The sequence below is a fragment of the Microbacterium sp. CPCC 204701 genome (genome assembly GCF_004010105.1).
In the GTDB taxonomy this organism is placed as follows: Bacteria; Actinomycetota; Actinomycetes; order Actinomycetales; family Microbacteriaceae; genus Microbacterium.
This window is the reverse complement of record NZ_RRYE01000035.1, coordinates 1-16,514: the sequence shown is the minus strand read 5'-3', so window position 1 is coordinate 16,514 and position 16,514 is coordinate 1. Positions and strand designations below refer to the sequence as shown.

Here is a 16,514-nt window from a genome sequence, read left to right as displayed (position 1 = left end):
CCACCGCGGTCGCGGTTGGGGTTGCGCTCGCGACCGCCGCGGCGCGGCTCGCGCTCGCGCTCGGCGGGCGCCGTAGCGGCCTCGGCCGGAGCCTCGGCAGCTGCCTGCTCGGTCACGATGTTCTCCTTGTTGTCACTCACAGGTTCAGACCTCCTTCGCGCGCGCCATCGGCGATCGCCGCGACACGGCCCGCGTAGCGGTTGCCGCCACGGTCGAACACGACGTCCGAGACGCCGGCGGCCTTCGCGCGCTCCGCGAGGAGCTCGCCGACCTTGCGCGCCTTGGCGGTCTTGTCGGCGTCGGTGGCACGCAGATCGGTCTCGAGCGTCGAGGCCGAGGCCAGCGTGTGGCCCTTGCTGTCGTCGACGAGCTGCACGAACACGTGGCGCGCCGAACGCGTCACGACCAGGCGCGGACGCTCGGTCGTGCCGACGACCTTCTTGCGAAGGCGGGCGTGACGACGCGCTCGCGCGTCGGACTTCGACTTCACAGCCATGGTTACTTACCAGCCTTTCCGGCCTTGCGCCGGACGACCTCGCCGGCGTAGCGCACACCCTTGCCCTTGTACGGCTCGGGCTTGCGGATCTTGCGGATGTTGGCAGCCGCCTCGCCGACGGCCTGCTTGTCGATGCCCGAGACCGTGAGCTTGTTGTTGCCCTCGACGGTCAGGGTGATCCCGGCAGGCGGCTCGACGAGGACGGGGTGCGAGAAGCCGAGAGCGAACTCGACCGCCGCGCCCTTCTGCGCCACGCGGTAACCCGTGCCGACGACCTCGAGGCCCTTGGTGTAGCCCTGGGTGACACCGATGATGTTGTTGTTGATGAGCGTGCGGGTGAGGCCGTGGAGCGAGCGCGAGGAGCGCTCGTCGTCGGGACGGGTCACGACGACCTGGTCCTCCTCGACCTTGACCTCGATGGGACTGGCCACGGTGAGCGCGAGCTCGCCCTTGGGGCCCTTGACGGCGACATCCTGGCCTTCGACCGTGACGGTCACACCGGCGGGGATGTCGATCGGAAGACGACCGATACGCGACATGTCAGATCACCACACGTAGGCGAGGACTTCCCCACCCACGCCCTTCTGCTCTGCCTGACGGTCCGTGAGAAGACCGGAGGAGGTGGACAGGATCGCGACGCCGAGACCACCGAGGACACGGGGGATCTCGTTCGACTTCGCGTAGACGCGCAGGCCGGGCTTCGAGACGCGCTTGATGCCGGCGATCGACCGCTCGCGGTTCGGGCCGTACTTGAGCGTCAGGGTGAGGGTCTGGCCGACGCGTGCGTCGCTGACCTCCCAGGCTGCGATATAGCCCTCCTGCTTGAGGATCTCGGCGATGTGGGTCTTGAGCTTGGAGCTCGGCAGCGACACGGAGTCGTGGTGCGCCGAGTTCGCGTTGCGCAGACGGGTCAGCATGTCTGCGACCGGGTCTGTCATTGTCATTTGTTGATTCCTTTGTTCACGAGGTTTCGGCTGCCGTTACACGACAGACGACCTTCGATGACTGCGATATTCGGTTGTGCTTGGTTCAGGATGCCTCGGCCCGCGCATGCGCCCGGGCCGAGGCATCCGGAATCCGATGTCAGGCCTGGTCCTCGTTGCGGAGCGGGAAGCCGAGGTGGCGCAGGAGCGCGCGGCCCTCGTCGTCCGTGGTCGCCGACGTCACGATGGTGATGTCGAAGCCCCGCACGCGGTCGATCTTGTCCTGGTTGATCTCGTGGAACACGGACTGCTCCTGGAGACCGAACGTGTAGTTTCCGTGGCCGTCGAACTGCTTGCCCGACAGGCCGCGGAAGTCGCGGATGCGGGGCAGGGCCAGGTTGACGAGGCGGTCGACGAACTCCCATGCACGGTCGCCGCGAAGAGTCACGTGCGCGCCGATGGGCTGGCCCTCGCGCAGCTTGAACTGCGCGATCGACTTGCGAGCCTTGGTGACGACCGGCTTCTGGCCGGTGATCTTGGTGAGGTCGTCGACCGCACCATCGATCACCTTGCTGTCGCGAGCTGCCTCGCCGACACCGGTGTTCACCACGACCTTGACCAGGCCAGGGATCTGCATGACGTTCTTGTAGCCGAACTCCTCCTGCAGCTTCTGCTGGATCTCGGCCTTGTACTTCTGCTTGAGGCGGGGCTGGATCTTGCCAGCCTCCACGGCAGTGGCGGTGCTCATGTTCAGAGGTCCTTGCCTGACTTCTTCGCGTAGCGCACGCGGACCGTGCGCTTGACGCCATCCTTCGTCTGCTCCTCGACACGGTGGCCGACACGGGTCGGCTTCTTGGTCGAGGGGTCGACGATCTGGACGTTGGAGATGTGGATCGGGGCTTCCATCGTCTCGATGCCGCCCGTCTTGGTGCCGCGCTGGGACTGGCCGACGCGGGTGTGCTTGGTGACGTAGTTCACGCCCTCGACGATGACGCGGTTCTGCTCGGTGAGGACCTCGAGGACCTTGCCCTGCTTGCCGCGGTCGCCGCCACGCTCGGGCTTGGCGCCCGTGATGACCTGAACCAGGTCGCCCTTCTTGATGTTCGCCATGATCAGATGACCTCCGGGGCGAGCGAGACGATCTTCATGAACTTCTTGTCGCGAAGCTCACGGCCGACCGGTCCGAAGATGCGGGTGCCGCGGGGCTCCCCGTCGTTCTTCAGGATGACGGCGGCGTTCTCGTCGAACTTGATGTACGAGCCGTCGGGACGACGGGTCGACTTGACGGTGCGGACGACGACGGCCTTGACCACGTCGCCCTTCTTCACGTTGCCACCCGGGATCGCGTCCTTGACGGTCGCCACGATGATGTCACCGAGACCGGCGTAGCGACGGTTCGAGCCGCCGAGAACGCGGATGGTGAGCAGCTCCTTGGCGCCCGTGTTGTCGGCGACCTTGAGGCGGGACTCGTTCTGAATCACTTGGCCTTCTCCAGGATCTCGACCAGGCGCCAGCGCTTCGTGGCGCTCAGCGGACGGGTCTCGTTGATGAGGACGAGGTCGCCGATGCCGGCAGTGTTGCCCTCATCGTGCGCCTTGACCTTCGACGTCCGACGGATGACCTTGCCGTAGAGGGGGTGCTTCACGCGGTCCTCGACCTCGACGACGATCGTCTTGTCCATCTTGTCGCTCACGACGTAGCCGCGGCGGGCCTTGCGGTAGCCGCGCGCGTTGACGTCGCGGACGTCGTGCTCGCCATGCTCGACCTCAGTGGCCTGCTTCTTGTCAGCCATCACTCGGCCTCTTCCTTCGCAGCCTCGTCAGCGGCATCCGCCTTCTTGGCCTTCGTCTTCTTCGCCTTGGTCGCCGTCTCCAGCGGAGCGGGAGTGGCACGGATGCCGAGCTCGCGCTCACGGATCACGGTGTAGAGCCGCGCGATGTCGCGCTTGACGGCCCGGATGCGGCCGTGGCTCTCGAGCTGGCCGGTGGCCGACTGGAAGCGCAGGTTGAACAGCTCTTCCTTGGCCTTGCGCAGCTCCTCGACCAGGCGCTGGTCTTCGAACGTGTCGAGCTCGCTCGGGGCGAGCGTCTTGGTGCCGATCGCCATTACGCGTCGCCCTCCTCGCGCTTGATGATGCGTGCCTTGAGAGGCAGCTTGTGGATGGCACGGGTCAGGGCCTCGCGAGCGAGCTGCTCGTTGACGCCAGCGACCTCGAAGAGGACGCGACCCGGCTTGACGTTCGCGACCCACCATTCCGGCGAGCCCTTGCCCGAGCCCATGCGGGTCTCGGCGGGCTTCTTGGTCAGCGGTCGGTCGGGGTAGATGTTGATCCACACCTTGCCGCCACGCTTGATGTGACGCGTCATCGCGATACGAGCGGACTCGATCTGACGGTTGGTCACGTAAGCGGGCGTGAGGGCCTGGATGCCGAACTCGCCGAAGGAGACCTTCGTGCCGCCGGTGGCCTGGCCATCGCGCTTGGGGTGGTGCTGCTTGCGGTACTTGACCTTGCGGGGGATGAGCATTACGCCGACGCTCCTTCTGCCACGGGGGCCTCGTTGCGACGGTCGCCGCGCGGGCCACGGCGGTCGCCGCGCTCACGCGCCGGCTTCTGGTTCGCCTGCTCGCGCGCGAGCTCCTTGTTGGTCAGGTCGCCCTTGTAGATCCACACCTTCACGCCGATGCGGCCGAAGGTGGTCTTCGCCTCGTAGAAGCCGTAGTCGATGTTCGCGCGCAGGGTGTGCAGCGGCACACGACCCTCGCGGTAGAACTCCGAGCGGCTCATCTCGGCGCCGCCGAGGCGGCCGGAGACCTGGACGCGGACGCCCTTGGCGCCGGCGCGCTGCGCGCCCTGCAGGCCCTTGCGCATCGCGCGACGGAACGCCACACGAGCGGTGAGCTGCTCGGCGATGCCCTGCGCGACGAGCTGGGCGTCGGCCTCGGGGTTCTTGACCTCGAGGATGTTCAGCTGGATCTGCTTGCCGGTGAGCTTCTCGAGGTCGGTGCGGATGCGCTCGGCCTCGGCGCCGCGGCGACCGATCACGATGCCCGGGCGGGCGGTGTGGATGTCGACGCGGACGCGGTCGCGCGTGCGCTCGATCTCGATGTTGCTGACGCCGGCGCGGTCCAGCGACGTCGTCAGCAGGCGACGGATCTTGATGTCCTCGGCCACGTAGTCGGCGTAGCGCTGTCCGGGCTTCGTCGAGTCCGAGAACCAACGCGACACGTGGTCCGTGGTGATGCCGAGGCGGAAGCCGTACGGGTTGACCTTCTGTCCCATTACTTGCTCGCCTTCTTGCTCGTGGCAGCCGGCGCCGTCTCCGCGACCTCAGGGGTCGAGAGCACGACGGTGATGTGGCTCGTGCGCTTCTTGATCTGGAAGGCACGACCCTGCGCGCGGGGCCGGAAACGCTTGAGCGTCGTGCCCTCGTCGACGTACGCGTTCTTCACGTACAGGTCCTGCTCGTCCAGGTACTCGCCGTCCTTGTCGGCCTTCACGCGAGCGTTCGCGATCGCCGAGGCGACGAGCTTGTAGATCGGCTCGCTCGCACCCTGCGGCGCGAACTTGAGGATGGCCAGGGCCTCCTCGGCCTGCCTGCCCTTGATGAGGGCGACGACACGACGAGCCTTCTGAGGGGTCACGCGGATGTGTCGCACGCGTGCGATGGACTCCACCATTTCTCTCTCCTCTATGCGTCGCCGCGTCAGCGGCGACGGCCCTTCTTGTCGTCCTTCACGTGGCCGCGGAAGGTGCGGGTGGGCGCGAACTCGCCCAGCTTGTGGCCGACCATGGTCTCGGTCACGAACACGGGGATGTGCTTGCGACCGTCGTGAACGGCGATCGTGTGGCCGAGCATGGCCGGGACGATCATCGAACGACGCGACCAGGTCTTGATGACGTTCTTCGTGTTGGCTTCGTTCTGCGAGACGACCTTGCGAAGCAGGTGCTCGTCGACGAAGGGGCCCTTCTTAAGGCTGCGAGGCATCTTCCTCTACTCCTACTTGCGCTTCTTGCCGGCGTTGCGACGGCGAACGATGTACTTGTCGCTTTCCTTGTTCGCGTGACGGGTTCGGCCTTCGGCCTGGCCCCACGGCGAAACAGGGTGACGACCACCGGAGGTCTTGCCCTCACCACCACCGTGAGGGTGGTCGACAGGGTTCATGGCGACACCGCGGACGGTCGGGCGGACGCCCTTCCAGCGCTTGCGGCCGGCCTTGCCCCAGTTGATGTTCGACTGCTCGGCGTTGCCGACCTCGCCGACGGTCGCGCGGCAGCGCGCGTCGACGTTGCGGATCTCGCCCGAGGGCAGACGCAGCTGGGCGTAGGGGCCGTCCTTGGCGACGAGACGCACCGAGACGCCCGCCGAGCGGGCCATCTTCGCGCCGCCACCGGGACGGAGCTCGATGGCGTGGATCACGGTGCCGGTCGGGATGTTGCGCAGCGGCAGGTTGTTGCCCGGCTTGATGTCGGCGCTCGGGCCCGACTCGACGATGTCACCCTGCTGCAGCTTGTTCGGCGCGAGGATGTAGCGCTTCTCGCCGTCCTTGTAGTGCAGCAGCGCGATGCGCGCGGTGCGGTTGGGGTCGTACTCGATGTGAGCGACCTTCGCGTCGATGCCGTCCTTGTCGTTGCGACGGAAGTCGATGAGACGGTACTGGCGCTTGTGTCCACCGCCGATGTGGCGGGTGGTGATGCGGCCCTGGTTGTTGCGGCCACCGGTCTTGCTGAGCGGGCGGAGGAGCGACTTCTCGGGCGTCGATCGGGTGATCTCGGCGAAGTCGGCCACCGACGAGCCGCGGCGACCCGGGGTCGTGGGCTTGTACTTGCGAATAGCCATAGTTCTCTAGTCCTCTGTCTCGACCGTCAGCCGACTGCCGTGAAGATGTCGATGGTGCCCGACTTCAGGGTCACGATGGCGCGCTTGGTGTCTTTGCGCTTGCCGGTGCCGAAGCGGGTGCGGCGTGCCTTGCCGACGCGGTTGATCGTGTTGACCGCGGCCACCTTGACACCGAAGATCTTCTCGATCGCGAGCTTGATCTCGGTCTTCGAGGCGCGCGGGTCGACGAGGAACGTGTACTTGCCCTCGTCGATGAGCCCGTAGCTCTTCTCGGAGACGACCGGCTTCAGGATGATGTCGCGCGGGTCCTTGTTGACGGCGATGTTGCTCATGCCGAGACCTCCTCGGTGGTGGCGGTCCTCGAGGCGACGAACGCGTCGAAGGCAGCCTTGGTGAAGACGATGTCGTCCGAGACGAGCACGTCGTAGGCGTTCAGCTGGTCGAACGGCAGCACGTGGGCGAACGCGATGTTGCGGACGCTCAGCACGCTGAGGTCGTCGTCGCGGTCGACCACGACGAGCACGTTCTTGGTCGCGCCGAGCGAAGCGAAGACCGACGCGGCGGCCTTCGTCGAGGGCGCGCCCTCGATGTCGAACGACTCGACCACGTGGAGACGCTCGCCGCGAGCACGGTCGCTGAGCGCACCCAGCAGGGCGGCGGCGATCATCTTCTTGGGCGTGCGCTGCGAGTAGTCGCGCGGCTTCGGGCCGTGCACGATGCCACCGCCGGTCATCTGGGGCGCACGGATCGAGCCCTGGCGGGCGTTACCCGTGCCCTTCTGCTTGAAGGGCTTGCGGCCGGCGCCCGAGACCTCACCACGACGCTTGGTCGAGTGGGTGCCCTGGCGTGCCGCCGCGAGCTGCGCGACGACGACCTGGTGGATGAGCGGGATGTTCGTCTTGACGTCGAACAGCGCGGCGGGCAGCTCGATCGAGCCGGCCTTCTTTCCGTCTGCCTTCACGACGTCGAGCGCGAGAGTCGAGTCAGCCATGATCAGGCACCCTTCACTGCGTTGCGGACGTAGACGATGCGGCCGCGCGCGCCGGGGACGGCGCCCTTGACGAGCAGCAGACCCTTCTCCGCGTCGACGGCGTGCACCGTGAGATTGAGGACGGTCACGCGCTCGCCACCCATACGGCCGGCCATGCGCATGCCCTTGAACACGCGGCTCGGGGTCGACGAGGCGCCGATCGAACCGGGCTTGCGGTGGTTGCGGTGCGCACCGTGCGAAGCGGAGACACCCTTGAAGTTGTGGCGCTTCATGACACCCGCGGTGCCCTTGCCCTTGCTGGTGCCGACCACGTCGACCAGCTGGCCGGCCTCGAACGTGCCCTCAGCCGTGAGCTCCTGACCGAGTGAGTAGTCAGCAGCGTCCGCGGTGCGGATCTCGGTGAGGTGGCGGCGCGGCGTGACCCCGGCGGCCTCGAAGTGGGCCGTGAGGGGCTTGTTCACCTTGCGGGGGTCGATCTGGCCGTAGGCGATCTGGACGGCGTTGTAGCCGTCCTTCTCGGGCGTGCGCACCTGGGTGACGACGTTCGGAGCGATCTCGATGACGGTGACGGGAACGAGCTTGCCGTTCTCGTCCCAGACCTGGGTCATGCCGAGCTTGGTGCCGAGCAGGCCCTTGGAAGCCTTTTCGTTGATGTGTGCCATGTCGAACCTCAGAGCTTGATCTCGATGTTGACGTCAGCGGGGAGGTCCAGGCGCATGAGCGAGTCGACGGCCTTCGGCGTCGGGTCGACGATGTCGATCAGACGCTTGTGGGTGCGCATCTCGAAGTGCTCGCGGCTGTCCTTGTACTTGTGGGGAGAACGGATCACGGCGATCACGTTCTTCTCGGTCGGAAGGGGCACGGGGCCCACGACAGTCGCGCCCGCACGGGTCACGGTGTCGACGATCTTGCGTGCCGACGAGTCGATGACCTCGTGGTCGTACGACTTCAGGCGAATGCGGATCTTCTGTCCCGCCATTGTCTGCTCACTCTCTTTCCGCGTCGTACCTCTCGGGCATTGGACGCACATGGCGCTCGCGCGCCGGGCATGTTCCTCGCGGCTGGCGGCCTTCCGGCCTCCGAGCCCGTCGAGGGGCACCGCTGTTCTGCTGTCAATCCGGGGGCCGCGCCGAAGCGCCGCTTCCGGCATCCGTTCTCCACCCGCGCGGAACTGTGTCCGAAGAGGGAGGATTGGAGATGTGGTGGTTCTGCTGCCCGCGGCCTAGGACCCTGCGCACTGTGCTGTGAAGTAGTCGTCTACTCCGCAGACAGGCGCCGCCTATGCACTGCCCTGGCAGTGATCCGGTGCACGCCAAAAGGGGCGCCGGAATGTGGAACCTCGCTAGTCTACGTGCAGCCCGGGCGTGTCGCAAACTCGGGCGTGTCGCGCGTCAGTATGCTCGGCGCCCTCCCAGGATCACCCGGAGTGGTCCCCGCGACGACTCAGAGGCAGGCGGCCGGCATCTGCGCGATGTCGGGTGACTGCAGCATCGGCGTGTGCAGGATGACGGGTGTAAGGTCGCCCGGATCTGCGGAGACGAACCGGAAGTCCACGGTGGTCGACTCGCCGGGTGCGAGGTCGACACGTGCGGCCGCGACGGGGAACCCGGCGTCCTGCGCTTCGGCCGACCCACTGGCCGAGTTGCCGACCGAGACACCGGCGAGGAACGACCCGGCCGGCGCCGAGACCGCGACGTTCGTTGCGATGTCGCCCGGGCGCACGCCGTACCATCCCCCGCCTGTCATGCTCGGGGGGAAGACGGAAGCGGCGTCGGCCGGGGCGCGGTTGGCGAGCGTCACCGAGACGACGATGTCCCGATGATCGTCCGCGCGACAATCGGCGACGCCCCAGCCGATCGCAACCTCGAGGAAGGTGTCCATCTTGCCGCCGGTCGCATCGTTCAGGTACACCGCGAAGGCGTCGTCCCCCGCGCGAGCTTGTCGTGCGGCCGGTCCGGCAAGGATCGTGCGCTCGAGCACGTTCTGCTCTGCTTCGTGAGCGCTCCACATCGAGACTCTGCCCTGCTCGACCGGCTCGGCCAACGCGGTCATCAGCGCGACGAGGTCGACATCTGCGGACGTGAGCCGCGAGAACGCCGCCGCCGCGACTTCGTGGAACAACTCCGACTGCACTTCCGCGCGGAGGTACATGTACGGATCGATCAGGAGTCGGGGGACGAGCTCATCCGGGGTGAACTCCTGGCCCGCGGCCTGGATCGGTCCGGTCACACGCAGGATCGCCTGCAGCACCAGAGGATCGACCGAGACCACGACATCGGGGGTGCGCCCCGTGAGCGTACGCCACCATTCCGAGACCAGTCCGGCGGTCAGTTCGAAGTCTGCGGCCATGGCGGCATTCTGAACGAACCGTCCGACGCGGTCCCCGTACAGCGCGGTGACGGACTCGGGCACAGCCAGGATGTCGTCGTCCCGCGATGCGAAGTGCGACGAGTCGGCCTGCGCGGTCATCGTGAGGCGGCCCGCCTCGGCGGTGAGCTCGACGAATGAGCCCGTGATGCCGCCTCCGGTGCGCAGTTCGGCGTTGTTCTGAAGCGCGACCAGGATCGTCCGCGGCGAGTCCGCTCCAAGCACGGGCGGCACCAGGGCAGTGGCGTCGTCGAGCGTCGTTACGGCAGGCCGCAGCAGGGCAACGACCTCGCCCAGCCGGGCCAGCCCCTCGCCGACGGGTTCGACCACCGCGTCGGCGTCGACCCCCTCCAGACGCCGGGCGGCGGCGTCGAGGACGTCGCGTGCCTGCGACGCCGGGCCTTGCAGCCGCTCCAACGCCTCGACATCGATCGCCCCGTCCGCGGCACGGAAGCCGCCCGTGAGATCTTGAGCGGCCGACAGGAGCGGCGCGACCGCATCAGAGACGATGTGATCCATCTCCGCCGAGACCACGCGGACGGCTTCGAGGTTCGGACCGACGAACGGAAGTATCTCGGCTGCCCTCCATATCGGGTCGCCAGTGAGCTCCGCTGCCCGTCCGGTGTGAAGCGCGAGGACGTTCAGGTCGGCTTCGCCGGGGAGAGCGCGCTCGGCGGTCGCCTGCTGCAGTGACCCGACCAGCGACTGCGCATCCTCCAGTTCGGCCTTCGCCATGAGCCCACGGACGCACACCCACACCCCGGCGATGACGAGCGCCGCCAGTACCGCGCCCGCGACGAGGACCGCCGTGCGGCGAGAGCGCAGTCGAGTTCGGGCGACACTCATCGCGCCGTGCGCCGTCGGCGGTGCGCGATGGCTGCACCGCCCACGCCGACGAGCAGAACGCCCGCGCATAGGGCTACCACGGGCAGCGCGCTGCCGGTGGTAGGCAGGATCGCGGCAGTGCCGACCGAGACCGAGGTTGGATCCGCGCACGGCGCCGTCGCAGGCGGGTACGCCAGCGGAACCTCGAGGTCGGGGTTCACGCGGATCAGCGCAGAGATCTCACCACGCGTCCAGGCGTAGTTCCCGCTCGTCTCGACCCATCGGCCGTTCTCGAACGCCCACCCCGGCCAGCCGGTCGGGTTTCCGCTTCCGTCAACGGAGGCGCCGGGCCAGAGCACCCTGCCCGACAGCTCCCCGCCCACGATGGTCCCGAGCGGCACCTCCACAGACTGACCCTCCGCAGAGAGCACCAGCACCGCTTCGTGGTTCGTCACCTGGCCATCCGGGTCGGTGAGCACGATGTGGTAGTTGATCCACGGTGCGTCCCGCTCGCAATCCGAGATGACGGACGTACCGGCGAGCGTCGCCGACGACGGCGGCGGCGGCGTATAGCCGTCGAGTGCATTCGCGGCACCAGACGCTCCGAGCGTCAGTGCCGCGGCAACGCCGACCACAGACAGAATCCTGCGCAACATTTCAGCCTCCCCAGTGGCGGCGCACGACCCATCGTCAAATCGGATGGACCGAGTCTCCCCAGCGTGCTGTCCACTCCCCAGCGGACAGTCCTGCATCCCACGTGCAGGTCGTCTCACCCTAGCGCACGGCGGCGGCAAGATCCATCTTCAGCGGATCCGCGTTCGCGCCGGCGCACGACGAAGCGGCCTGAGACATCTCAGGCCGCCTGCCCGGATCGCGCGCGTTATTCTTTGCCGACGGCTTTGTCGATGTTGTCGCGGACGCCGTCGACATGCTGGTCGATGCTGTCGGGTGCGACCTTCTTGACGAAGTCCGCAGCGGCATCGAGAACGTTGTCGCTGACATCCTCCGCTTGATCGGACTTGATCACATCGTCGATCTTGTCCTTGTTCTGTTCCAGGAACTCCTTGCCCTGGTTGACGAGGTCGTCGATACCCATGTCTGCTCCTTCTCGACGCCGGCTGGGGCGCACGAGGACATTCTGTCGTGACGGATGGCGCGGCCACCAGTCCCGGCGGGAACAGGAGGCAGGAGCGCCGGACGTCTCGGAGACGGGGCGGGCGGTTCAGCGAGTTTCCGTCAGTGCGCGGTCTCGCCCGGGGCGAGGACGGCCCTGACCGTCCGGAAGAGGATCTGGATGTCCTGCGTGAACGACCAGTTCTCGACGTAGTAGAGGTCGAGGCGGACCGCGTCCTCCCACGTCAGCGTGGAGCGGCCGCTGACCTGCCACAGGCCGCTCATCCCCGGCTTGACCAACAGGCGACGATGGGCGTCGTCGTCGTACAGGGCGACCTCGGCGGCGCGCTGCGGGCGGGGTCCGACGAGGCTCATCTCGCCGGCGAGCACGTTGAAAAGCTGCGGTAGCTCGTCGATGGAGTACTTGCGGATGACGCGCCCGACCCTCGTGATGCGCGGATCGTTCGTGACCTTGAACAGCGGCTTGTCCGTGGTCCCCTGCACGTCGAGGAGGCTCGCGAGCTGATCGTCGGCGTTCGCGGCCATCGACCGGAACTTGAGCATGCCGAACTCGCGCCCGCGGCGTCCGATCCGCGTCTGCCGGTAGAAGGTGGGGCCGGGTCCGTCCGCGCGGATCGCGATTGCGGTGGCGATCATCACGGGCGACAGCAACAGGATGATCAGCGACGAGCCGATGATGTCGAACGTCCGCTTCGCCACGCGCGCGTACCCCTCGAGCGTCGGGAAGTCGACATGGACGAGCGGAAGCCCTGCGACCGGGCGCGCGTGGATCCGCGGGCCGGCGACATCGGTGAGCGCGGGAGCCACTACCCAGTTCACATCACGATCCGCCATCTCCCACCCGAGCCGGCGCATCGCCACCGGATCGAGGTGGTCCGATCCCGCGATAATCACCGTGTCGGCGCCGACATCGTCGACGACCTCGCCCGCCTCGCTGTAGTCGCCCAGAACGGGCACTCCGGCTATCGGGGCACGCTCCCCTGGCGCGAGCGCCGCGACGATGACGAATCCTGAGTCGGGTGTCCGGTTGATCTGACCGGCGATGTGCCCGATCTTGGAACGCTCGCCCACCACGATGGCGCGGTAGATGTACCGTCCGTTGCGTTGGCGGGCGCGCAGCCATTGCCGCCACACCCAGCGGGAGAAGAGCAGACCGACGAGGCCCACCGGCAAGGCGACAACAAACAAGGAGCGCGCGACATCGATCCGCAGGAAGAACGCGATCGCGATGACAATCGCGAACACCATCAGCGTGGCGTTGACGATGCGGCGATACTCCGTGATGCCATGGCCGACGATGTGGCGGTCGCGCGTATCGATGGCATCGAGGCAGAGCAGCCACACAATGCCCAGGGCGATGAGGAAGCCCCAGTAAGGAACCTCGGGCCCTGAGGGCCAGGCCAACGGCTCAGTGAGAAGATCCAGCGCCAGCCAACCATAGAGCGCCAATGTGAAGGCGACGACTGTCACATCTGAGAAGAACAGTCGGCTCGCGTACTGGCGCGGCCAATCCACGTCGCGAGGGAACCTGGTGCTCTGGGTCATGCTTGGGGGATGGGCCGAATCTGTGTGGATGCGGACGAGGCGAGCCTCGGTACCGGCTCCCCTTGGTGTTCCATCCATCAATCGGACAGACTTATCCGCATCTTACAGTCGGCGTGAAAAGCCGCGCGACGCTCATCCGGCCTCGGGGAACAGAGCACTGCATGACGGGTCGATCGAGGCTGGCGTCGTCGTCACCGTGGGCGAGTGGCGCACCTCGAGCGGCCCGAGGGGGCCCTCCGGCATAGTGGCGGTGAACGAGACGGTCTTGGTCTCCCCCTTCGGCAGCAGCATCGTGCGGCTGAAGAGTGGGTGCCCCTTCTCGACGCCGTCGCGATTCCAGCGTTCGATGTCGCCAACGGCGGGATCGATCGCGGTGATCGTCGACCCGGGCGGGGCGACCGACAGCGCATCGAGGATCATCGTCGTCCGGGGCAGGTCCATCGAAGGGTTTCGCCAGGCTAGCGTGTACCCGCTCAGGTCGTTGCCGGGAACGGTGGAGTTCATCGTCAGCGACGTCGTCACAGTACGTGCAGCCGCGTCGCACGTGACGCTCATCGACGTCGAAAGGTAGTACTCGAGCTTGCTGTACGACGCGTTGTTGAGATAGATGCCGATCTGCGTCGCCTCTGTGTTGTCAGAGGTAAGTGCCCCGTCGACGTTGAACTGCACTGCGATGGCATTCTCGTCCTCGCGCGGGAACCACGCGTAGATGCGCTGCTCCTCGACGGAGCGCAGGACCTGATCGATCATCGCGGTCGGCTCCCACGAACCACTCGCGATCTTGTCGAAGACCCGCTCGGCGACATCTCCGAAGAACGCGTCCGCAGCGAGGCCGTTGGTACCGAAACGCTCATACGCGTCGCTCAACAGCAGCTTGACGGCGTTGTCGGCGTTGATCTCGGTTCCGTCCTCGAGGGGGACCGGGCCGGTGGCGGCGAGCATGTACGACAGCGCGACCGGGTCGATCGAGATCACGCCGTCGAGCTGCGAGTCATTCGTCTGCGTCCACAGTTCGGAGAAAAGCCACGCCGTGGTCGGAAAGTCCGGGGTGCGCGTGAAGTTCTGGGCGTTCTTCGTGAAGTCTCCCTCATAGAGTGCCACCAGCTCCTGGGGCATGTCGACGTCCAGCCAGCCGTTGACCCCCGCGACATGAAAGTCCTCGACGTCATCGTTTCCGAGCTTCTCGATCTTGCCCTGATCCGCGCGGATGATCGTAGAGGTCGCGGCATTCCCGCCGGTCGCCCGGATCTCCGCGTTGTTCTGGAACACGACGAGGTAGTTCCGCTGCCCTTCCGAACCTGCCAGGCGAAGGGCGACCGGCAACAGCTGTTCCGCGGTGTCGAGAAGCGGACCCGCCTGATCGACGACGTCGATGAGCTGGCCGACCGCCTCGTCGACCACCGGCAGCAGCGCTGCCCTATCGATGTCTGCGATCTTGGTCTCGGCTTCGGCGAGAACACCCTTGATCTGCGGAAGGGTCTGCTGCGCCTGCTGGAACGGGGCGAGGTTGATGCCGCCGCCTTCGACCTTCAGCTTGTCGGGCGACATGATTCCGAGCAGCTCGATGCCCGAAGGAAGGGCGTCCCGCACGATGACGTGCGTCGCCTCCGTGGCGATCTTCACCGCTGCGACGTTGGCTCCCACGACGGGAAGGGCGGATGCCGCGTCCCAGAGGGGCCCTTGGACAGTCGTGTCTGCGCGGGTCGTAAGCTCCAGCACCTCTGAACCGACCTGTTGCAGTTGGGCGGTGTCTCCGTCCTTGTAGGCCTGTGTCAGCGAGCCGAGCTGCGCCTTCGCCGCCATGAGGTCACCGCGGACTTCGAGGGCCTGCAAACCGAACACCCCTCCCACCGCGGCCACACCGCCGAGGACGACGAAGGTGCCGAGAAGGACCCATGGCCAGCGGCGCCGACGTCGCGGCGCTGGCGCATGATTGCCGGCGCGACCTTGGCGGAAGCGCCCGGAGGACTGGGGTGGCATCCCAGGATGCTACATCGAGCGAACTGAGCTCGAGCCGAGAGACGCGCGCATGGCTGCACACGCCGCGTGGGTATCAGTCACGTCCATAGATGTCACGCGTGTACACCTTGTGCGCGACATCGGCGAGCACCTCCGTCGACCGGTTGGCGACGATCACGTCGGCACGGGCCTTGAAGTCGTCGAGGTCGCGGACGACTTCCGAGTGGAAGAAGTCGTCGTCTTCGAGCTCGGGCTCGTAGACGAGGACGTTGATCCCCTTGGCTTTGACTCGCTTCATGATGCCCTGGATTGACGAGTCCCGGAAGTTGTCGGAGCCCGATTTCATCACAAGACGATAGACACCGACCGTCTCGGGATCGCGGGCGAGGATGTCAGCGGCGACGAAGTCTTTGCGAGTGCGGTTGGCGTCGACGATCGCCGCGATGAGGTTCTGCGGCACTTCCGAATAGTTCGCCAGCAGCTGCTTGGTGTCTTTGGGCAGGCAATAGCCGCCATAGCCGAACGAGGGGTTGTTGTAGTGCATGCCGATGCGGGGATCGAGCCCGACGCCCTCGATGATGTGCCGCGTGTCGAGCCCGTGAACGGCCGCGTAGGTGTCGAGCTCGTTGAAGTACGCGACTCTCAAGGCGAGGTAGGTGTTGGCGAAGAGCTTGATCGCTTCGGCTTCGGTCGGATCGGTCAGAAGCACCGGCACGTCATCGTCCAGAGCCCCTTCGCGCAGAAGGTCTGCGAATCGCCGTCCGGCGGGGCCTTGATCGCCGACGACGATGCGCGACGGGTGGAGGTTGTCGTGTAGGGCACGACCTTCTCGGAGGAACTCGGGCGAGAAGACGATCGTCGCTCCGGGGCGGTCTGCGACCATGCGGGCGGTGAACCCCACGGGAACTGTGGACTTGATGATGATCGCGGCCTGCGGGTTCACGGCCAGTACCGCATCGATCACCGCCTCGACCGACGAGGTGTCGAAGAAGTTGGTCACGTCGTCGTAGTTGGTGGGCGTCGCCACGACGACGAAATCCGCGTCGCGATATGCCGACTCCGCGTCGAGCGTCGCCGTGAGGTCGAGCTCGCGCGTCGCGAGGTACTCCTCGATATCGACATCGACGATCGGCGAACGGCGCCGACTCAGCAGCTCGACCTTGTGCGCGTCGATGTCGACAGCGACCACCTGGTGACGCTGGGCGAGCAGAATGGCGTTCGACAACCCGACATAGCCGGTGCCGACGATGGCGATCTTCATGCCGAGAAGCGTATCCCGGCTCTCCGGGGCGCAGCCGGCGTCATCGTGGGGCACGGACGAGCGTCGCGATGAGGTCGGCCTGCATGATCGAGCGCGCTTTGACCTCGGGAAGATGGGCGTCGAGTTTGGCTTTGACCTCCGTTCGTGCGGCATCCAGTGCGGCGAACCGCTCGCT

General features: G+C 66.6%; 23 protein-coding genes. All 23 read right to left on the bottom strand.

Annotated elements, in window-relative coordinates; all coding sequences use genetic code 11:
* Positions 1–136: 136 nt before the first annotated feature.
* The 23 genes from rplR to EIO58_RS04575 all read right to left on the bottom strand — a co-directional run bounded on the left by rplR (position 137) and on the right by EIO58_RS04575 (position 16,339).
* The gene (gene rplR, locus EIO58_RS04685; RefSeq protein ID WP_127818518.1) at positions 137–496 is read right to left on the bottom strand and encodes a 50S ribosomal protein L18; all 360 of its coding nucleotides are present in this window, start codon (positions 494–496) and stop codon (positions 137–139) included.
* A 2-nt stretch (positions 497–498) separates the two neighbouring features.
* Complete coding sequence (rplF, locus tag EIO58_RS04680) at positions 499–1,035, bottom strand: 50S ribosomal protein L6 (RefSeq protein WP_127818517.1); 537 nt, start codon at positions 1,033–1,035, stop codon at positions 499–501.
* A gap of 6 nt (positions 1,036–1,041) precedes the next feature.
* On the bottom strand, positions 1,042–1,440 hold the full coding sequence (gene rpsH, locus EIO58_RS04675; RefSeq protein ID WP_127818516.1) for a 30S ribosomal protein S8: 399 nt from the start codon (positions 1,438–1,440) through the stop codon (positions 1,042–1,044).
* Positions 1,441–1,579: 139 nt separating this feature from the next.
* Positions 1,580–2,167, bottom strand: coding sequence for a 50S ribosomal protein L5 (gene rplE / locus EIO58_RS04670; protein ID WP_127818515.1), 588 nt, complete (start codon positions 2,165–2,167; stop codon positions 1,580–1,582).
* A gap of 2 nt (positions 2,168–2,169) precedes the next feature.
* Positions 2,170–2,529, bottom strand: coding sequence for a 50S ribosomal protein L24 (rplX, locus tag EIO58_RS04665; RefSeq protein ID WP_127818514.1), 360 nt, complete (start codon positions 2,527–2,529; stop codon positions 2,170–2,172).
* Between the two features lie 2 nt (positions 2,530–2,531).
* Entirely contained in the window at positions 2,532–2,900 is a 369-nt protein-coding gene (rplN, locus tag EIO58_RS04660) for a 50S ribosomal protein L14 (RefSeq protein ID WP_127818513.1), read from the bottom strand.
* Positions 2,897–3,211 carry a 30S ribosomal protein S17 gene (rpsQ, locus tag EIO58_RS04655; RefSeq protein WP_127818512.1) on the bottom strand — a complete coding sequence of 105 codons (315 nt, stop codon included), beginning with the start codon at positions 3,209–3,211 and terminating at the stop codon, positions 2,897–2,899. The genes rplN and rpsQ overlap by 4 nt, the downstream gene beginning before the upstream one ends.
* Positions 3,211–3,525 (bottom strand): 50S ribosomal protein L29, encoded by a 315-nt coding sequence (gene rpmC, locus EIO58_RS04650; RefSeq protein WP_045301493.1) that lies wholly within the window; start codon positions 3,523–3,525, stop codon positions 3,211–3,213. Before rpmC ends, rpsQ begins: the two co-directional genes overlap by 1 nt.
* On the bottom strand, positions 3,525–3,944 hold the full coding sequence (rplP, locus tag EIO58_RS04645) for a 50S ribosomal protein L16 (protein WP_067354305.1): 420 nt from the start codon (positions 3,942–3,944) through the stop codon (positions 3,525–3,527). Before rplP ends, rpmC begins: the two co-directional genes overlap by 1 nt.
* A complete protein-coding gene (gene rpsC / locus EIO58_RS04640) occupies positions 3,944–4,699 on the bottom strand; it encodes a 30S ribosomal protein S3 (RefSeq protein ID WP_127818511.1) in 756 nt (251 codons plus the stop codon). Before rpsC ends, rplP begins: the two co-directional genes overlap by 1 nt.
* Positions 4,699–5,097 (bottom strand): 50S ribosomal protein L22, encoded by a 399-nt coding sequence (rplV, locus tag EIO58_RS04635; protein ID WP_127818510.1) that lies wholly within the window; start codon positions 5,095–5,097, stop codon positions 4,699–4,701. The genes rpsC and rplV overlap by 1 nt, the downstream gene beginning before the upstream one ends.
* 26 nt (positions 5,098–5,123) lie before the next feature.
* Positions 5,124–5,405 (bottom strand): 30S ribosomal protein S19, encoded by a 282-nt coding sequence (gene rpsS, locus EIO58_RS04630; RefSeq protein WP_127818509.1) that lies wholly within the window; start codon positions 5,403–5,405, stop codon positions 5,124–5,126.
* Between the two features lie 12 nt (positions 5,406–5,417).
* Positions 5,418–6,257 carry a 50S ribosomal protein L2 gene (gene rplB, locus EIO58_RS04625; protein ID WP_127818508.1) on the bottom strand — a complete coding sequence of 280 codons (840 nt, stop codon included), beginning with the start codon at positions 6,255–6,257 and terminating at the stop codon, positions 5,418–5,420.
* 26 nt (positions 6,258–6,283) lie between these two features.
* Positions 6,284–6,589 carry a 50S ribosomal protein L23 gene (gene rplW / locus EIO58_RS04620; protein ID WP_127818507.1) on the bottom strand — a complete coding sequence of 102 codons (306 nt, stop codon included), beginning with the start codon at positions 6,587–6,589 and terminating at the stop codon, positions 6,284–6,286.
* Positions 6,586–7,248 carry a 50S ribosomal protein L4 gene (gene rplD / locus EIO58_RS04615; protein WP_127818506.1) on the bottom strand — a complete coding sequence of 221 codons (663 nt, stop codon included), beginning with the start codon at positions 7,246–7,248 and terminating at the stop codon, positions 6,586–6,588. The genes rplW and rplD overlap by 4 nt, the downstream gene beginning before the upstream one ends.
* Positions 7,249–7,250: 2 nt before the next feature.
* Positions 7,251–7,910, bottom strand: a complete 660-nt coding sequence (rplC, locus tag EIO58_RS04610) for a 50S ribosomal protein L3 (RefSeq protein WP_127818505.1) — start codon at positions 7,908–7,910, stop codon at positions 7,251–7,253.
* A gap of 8 nt (positions 7,911–7,918) precedes the next feature.
* On the bottom strand, positions 7,919–8,227 hold the full coding sequence (gene rpsJ, locus EIO58_RS04605; protein WP_106816553.1) for a 30S ribosomal protein S10: 309 nt from the start codon (positions 8,225–8,227) through the stop codon (positions 7,919–7,921).
* Between the two features lie 464 nt (positions 8,228–8,691).
* The gene (locus EIO58_RS04600) at positions 8,692–10,461 is read right to left on the bottom strand and encodes a DUF4012 domain-containing protein (RefSeq protein ID WP_127818504.1); all 1,770 of its coding nucleotides are present in this window, start codon (positions 10,459–10,461) and stop codon (positions 8,692–8,694) included.
* A complete protein-coding gene (locus EIO58_RS04595) occupies positions 10,458–11,075 on the bottom strand; it encodes a cell wall protein (protein WP_240658566.1) in 618 nt (205 codons plus the stop codon). Before EIO58_RS04595 ends, EIO58_RS04600 begins: the two co-directional genes overlap by 4 nt.
* A 245-nt stretch (positions 11,076–11,320) precedes the next feature.
* Positions 11,321–11,536 carry an Rv0909 family putative TA system antitoxin gene (locus EIO58_RS04590; protein ID WP_127818502.1) on the bottom strand — a complete coding sequence of 72 codons (216 nt, stop codon included), beginning with the start codon at positions 11,534–11,536 and terminating at the stop codon, positions 11,321–11,323.
* Between the two features lie 140 nt (positions 11,537–11,676).
* Entirely contained in the window at positions 11,677–13,119 is a 1,443-nt protein-coding gene (locus EIO58_RS04585) for a sugar transferase (protein ID WP_240658565.1), read from the bottom strand.
* 132 nt (positions 13,120–13,251) lie between these two features.
* Positions 13,252–15,099 (bottom strand): DUF4012 domain-containing protein, encoded by a 1,848-nt coding sequence (locus EIO58_RS04580; protein ID WP_127818500.1) that lies wholly within the window; start codon positions 15,097–15,099, stop codon positions 13,252–13,254.
* Between the two features lie 73 nt (positions 15,100–15,172).
* The gene (locus EIO58_RS04575; protein ID WP_127818499.1) at positions 15,173–16,339 is read right to left on the bottom strand and encodes a nucleotide sugar dehydrogenase; all 1,167 of its coding nucleotides are present in this window, start codon (positions 16,337–16,339) and stop codon (positions 15,173–15,175) included.
* Positions 16,340–16,514 lie beyond the last annotated feature (175 nt).

What these genes read in the sequence shown, in the direction of transcription:
- rplB (WP_127818508.1), bottom strand. Translation starts at nt 6,257, where the DNA reads ATGGCTATTCGCAAGTACAAGCCCACGACCCCGGGTCGCCGCGGCTCG.
- EIO58_RS04585 (WP_240658565.1), bottom strand. Translation starts at nt 13,119, where the DNA reads ATGACCCAGAGCACCAGGTTCCCTCGCGACGTGGATTGGCCGCGCCAG.
- rpsS (WP_127818509.1), bottom strand. Translation starts at nt 5,405, where the DNA reads ATGCCTCGCAGCCTTAAGAAGGGCCCCTTCGTCGACGAGCACCTGCTT.
- rplX (WP_127818514.1), bottom strand. Translation starts at nt 2,529, where the DNA reads ATGGCGAACATCAAGAAGGGCGACCTGGTTCAGGTCATCACGGGCGCC.
- rplW (WP_127818507.1), bottom strand. Translation starts at nt 6,589, where the DNA reads ATGAGCAACATCGCCGTCAACAAGGACCCGCGCGACATCATCCTGAAG.
- rplE (WP_127818515.1), bottom strand. Translation starts at nt 2,167, where the DNA reads ATGAGCACCGCCACTGCCGTGGAGGCTGGCAAGATCCAGCCCCGCCTC.
- rpsJ (WP_106816553.1), bottom strand. Translation starts at nt 8,227, where the DNA reads ATGGCGGGACAGAAGATCCGCATTCGCCTGAAGTCGTACGACCACGAG.
- rpsH (WP_127818516.1), bottom strand. Translation starts at nt 1,440, where the DNA reads ATGACAATGACAGACCCGGTCGCAGACATGCTGACCCGTCTGCGCAAC.
- rpsC (WP_127818511.1), bottom strand. Translation starts at nt 4,699, where the DNA reads ATGGGACAGAAGGTCAACCCGTACGGCTTCCGCCTCGGCATCACCACG.
- rplF (WP_127818517.1), bottom strand. Translation starts at nt 1,035, where the DNA reads ATGTCGCGTATCGGTCGTCTTCCGATCGACATCCCCGCCGGTGTGACC.
- rplV (WP_127818510.1), bottom strand. Translation starts at nt 5,097, where the DNA reads ATGGTGGAGTCCATCGCACGCGTGCGACACATCCGCGTGACCCCTCAG.
- rpmC (WP_045301493.1), bottom strand. Translation starts at nt 3,525, where the DNA reads ATGGCGATCGGCACCAAGACGCTCGCCCCGAGCGAGCTCGACACGTTC.
- rplR (WP_127818518.1), bottom strand. Translation starts at nt 496, where the DNA reads ATGGCTGTGAAGTCGAAGTCCGACGCGCGAGCGCGTCGTCACGCCCGC.
- EIO58_RS04575 (WP_127818499.1), bottom strand. Translation starts at nt 16,339, where the DNA reads ATGAAGATCGCCATCGTCGGCACCGGCTATGTCGGGTTGTCGAACGCC.
- rplC (WP_127818505.1), bottom strand. Translation starts at nt 7,910, where the DNA reads ATGGCACACATCAACGAAAAGGCTTCCAAGGGCCTGCTCGGCACCAAG.
- rplD (WP_127818506.1), bottom strand. Translation starts at nt 7,248, where the DNA reads ATGGCTGACTCGACTCTCGCGCTCGACGTCGTGAAGGCAGACGGAAAG.
- rpsQ (WP_127818512.1), bottom strand. Translation starts at nt 3,211, where the DNA reads ATGGCTGACAAGAAGCAGGCCACTGAGGTCGAGCATGGCGAGCACGAC.
- rplP (WP_067354305.1), bottom strand. Translation starts at nt 3,944, where the DNA reads ATGCTCATCCCCCGCAAGGTCAAGTACCGCAAGCAGCACCACCCCAAG.
- EIO58_RS04580 (WP_127818500.1), bottom strand. Translation starts at nt 15,099, where the DNA reads ATGCCACCCCAGTCCTCCGGGCGCTTCCGCCAAGGTCGCGCCGGCAAT.
- EIO58_RS04600 (WP_127818504.1), bottom strand. Translation starts at nt 10,461, where the DNA reads ATGAGTGTCGCCCGAACTCGACTGCGCTCTCGCCGCACGGCGGTCCTC.
- EIO58_RS04590 (WP_127818502.1), bottom strand. Translation starts at nt 11,536, where the DNA reads ATGGGTATCGACGACCTCGTCAACCAGGGCAAGGAGTTCCTGGAACAG.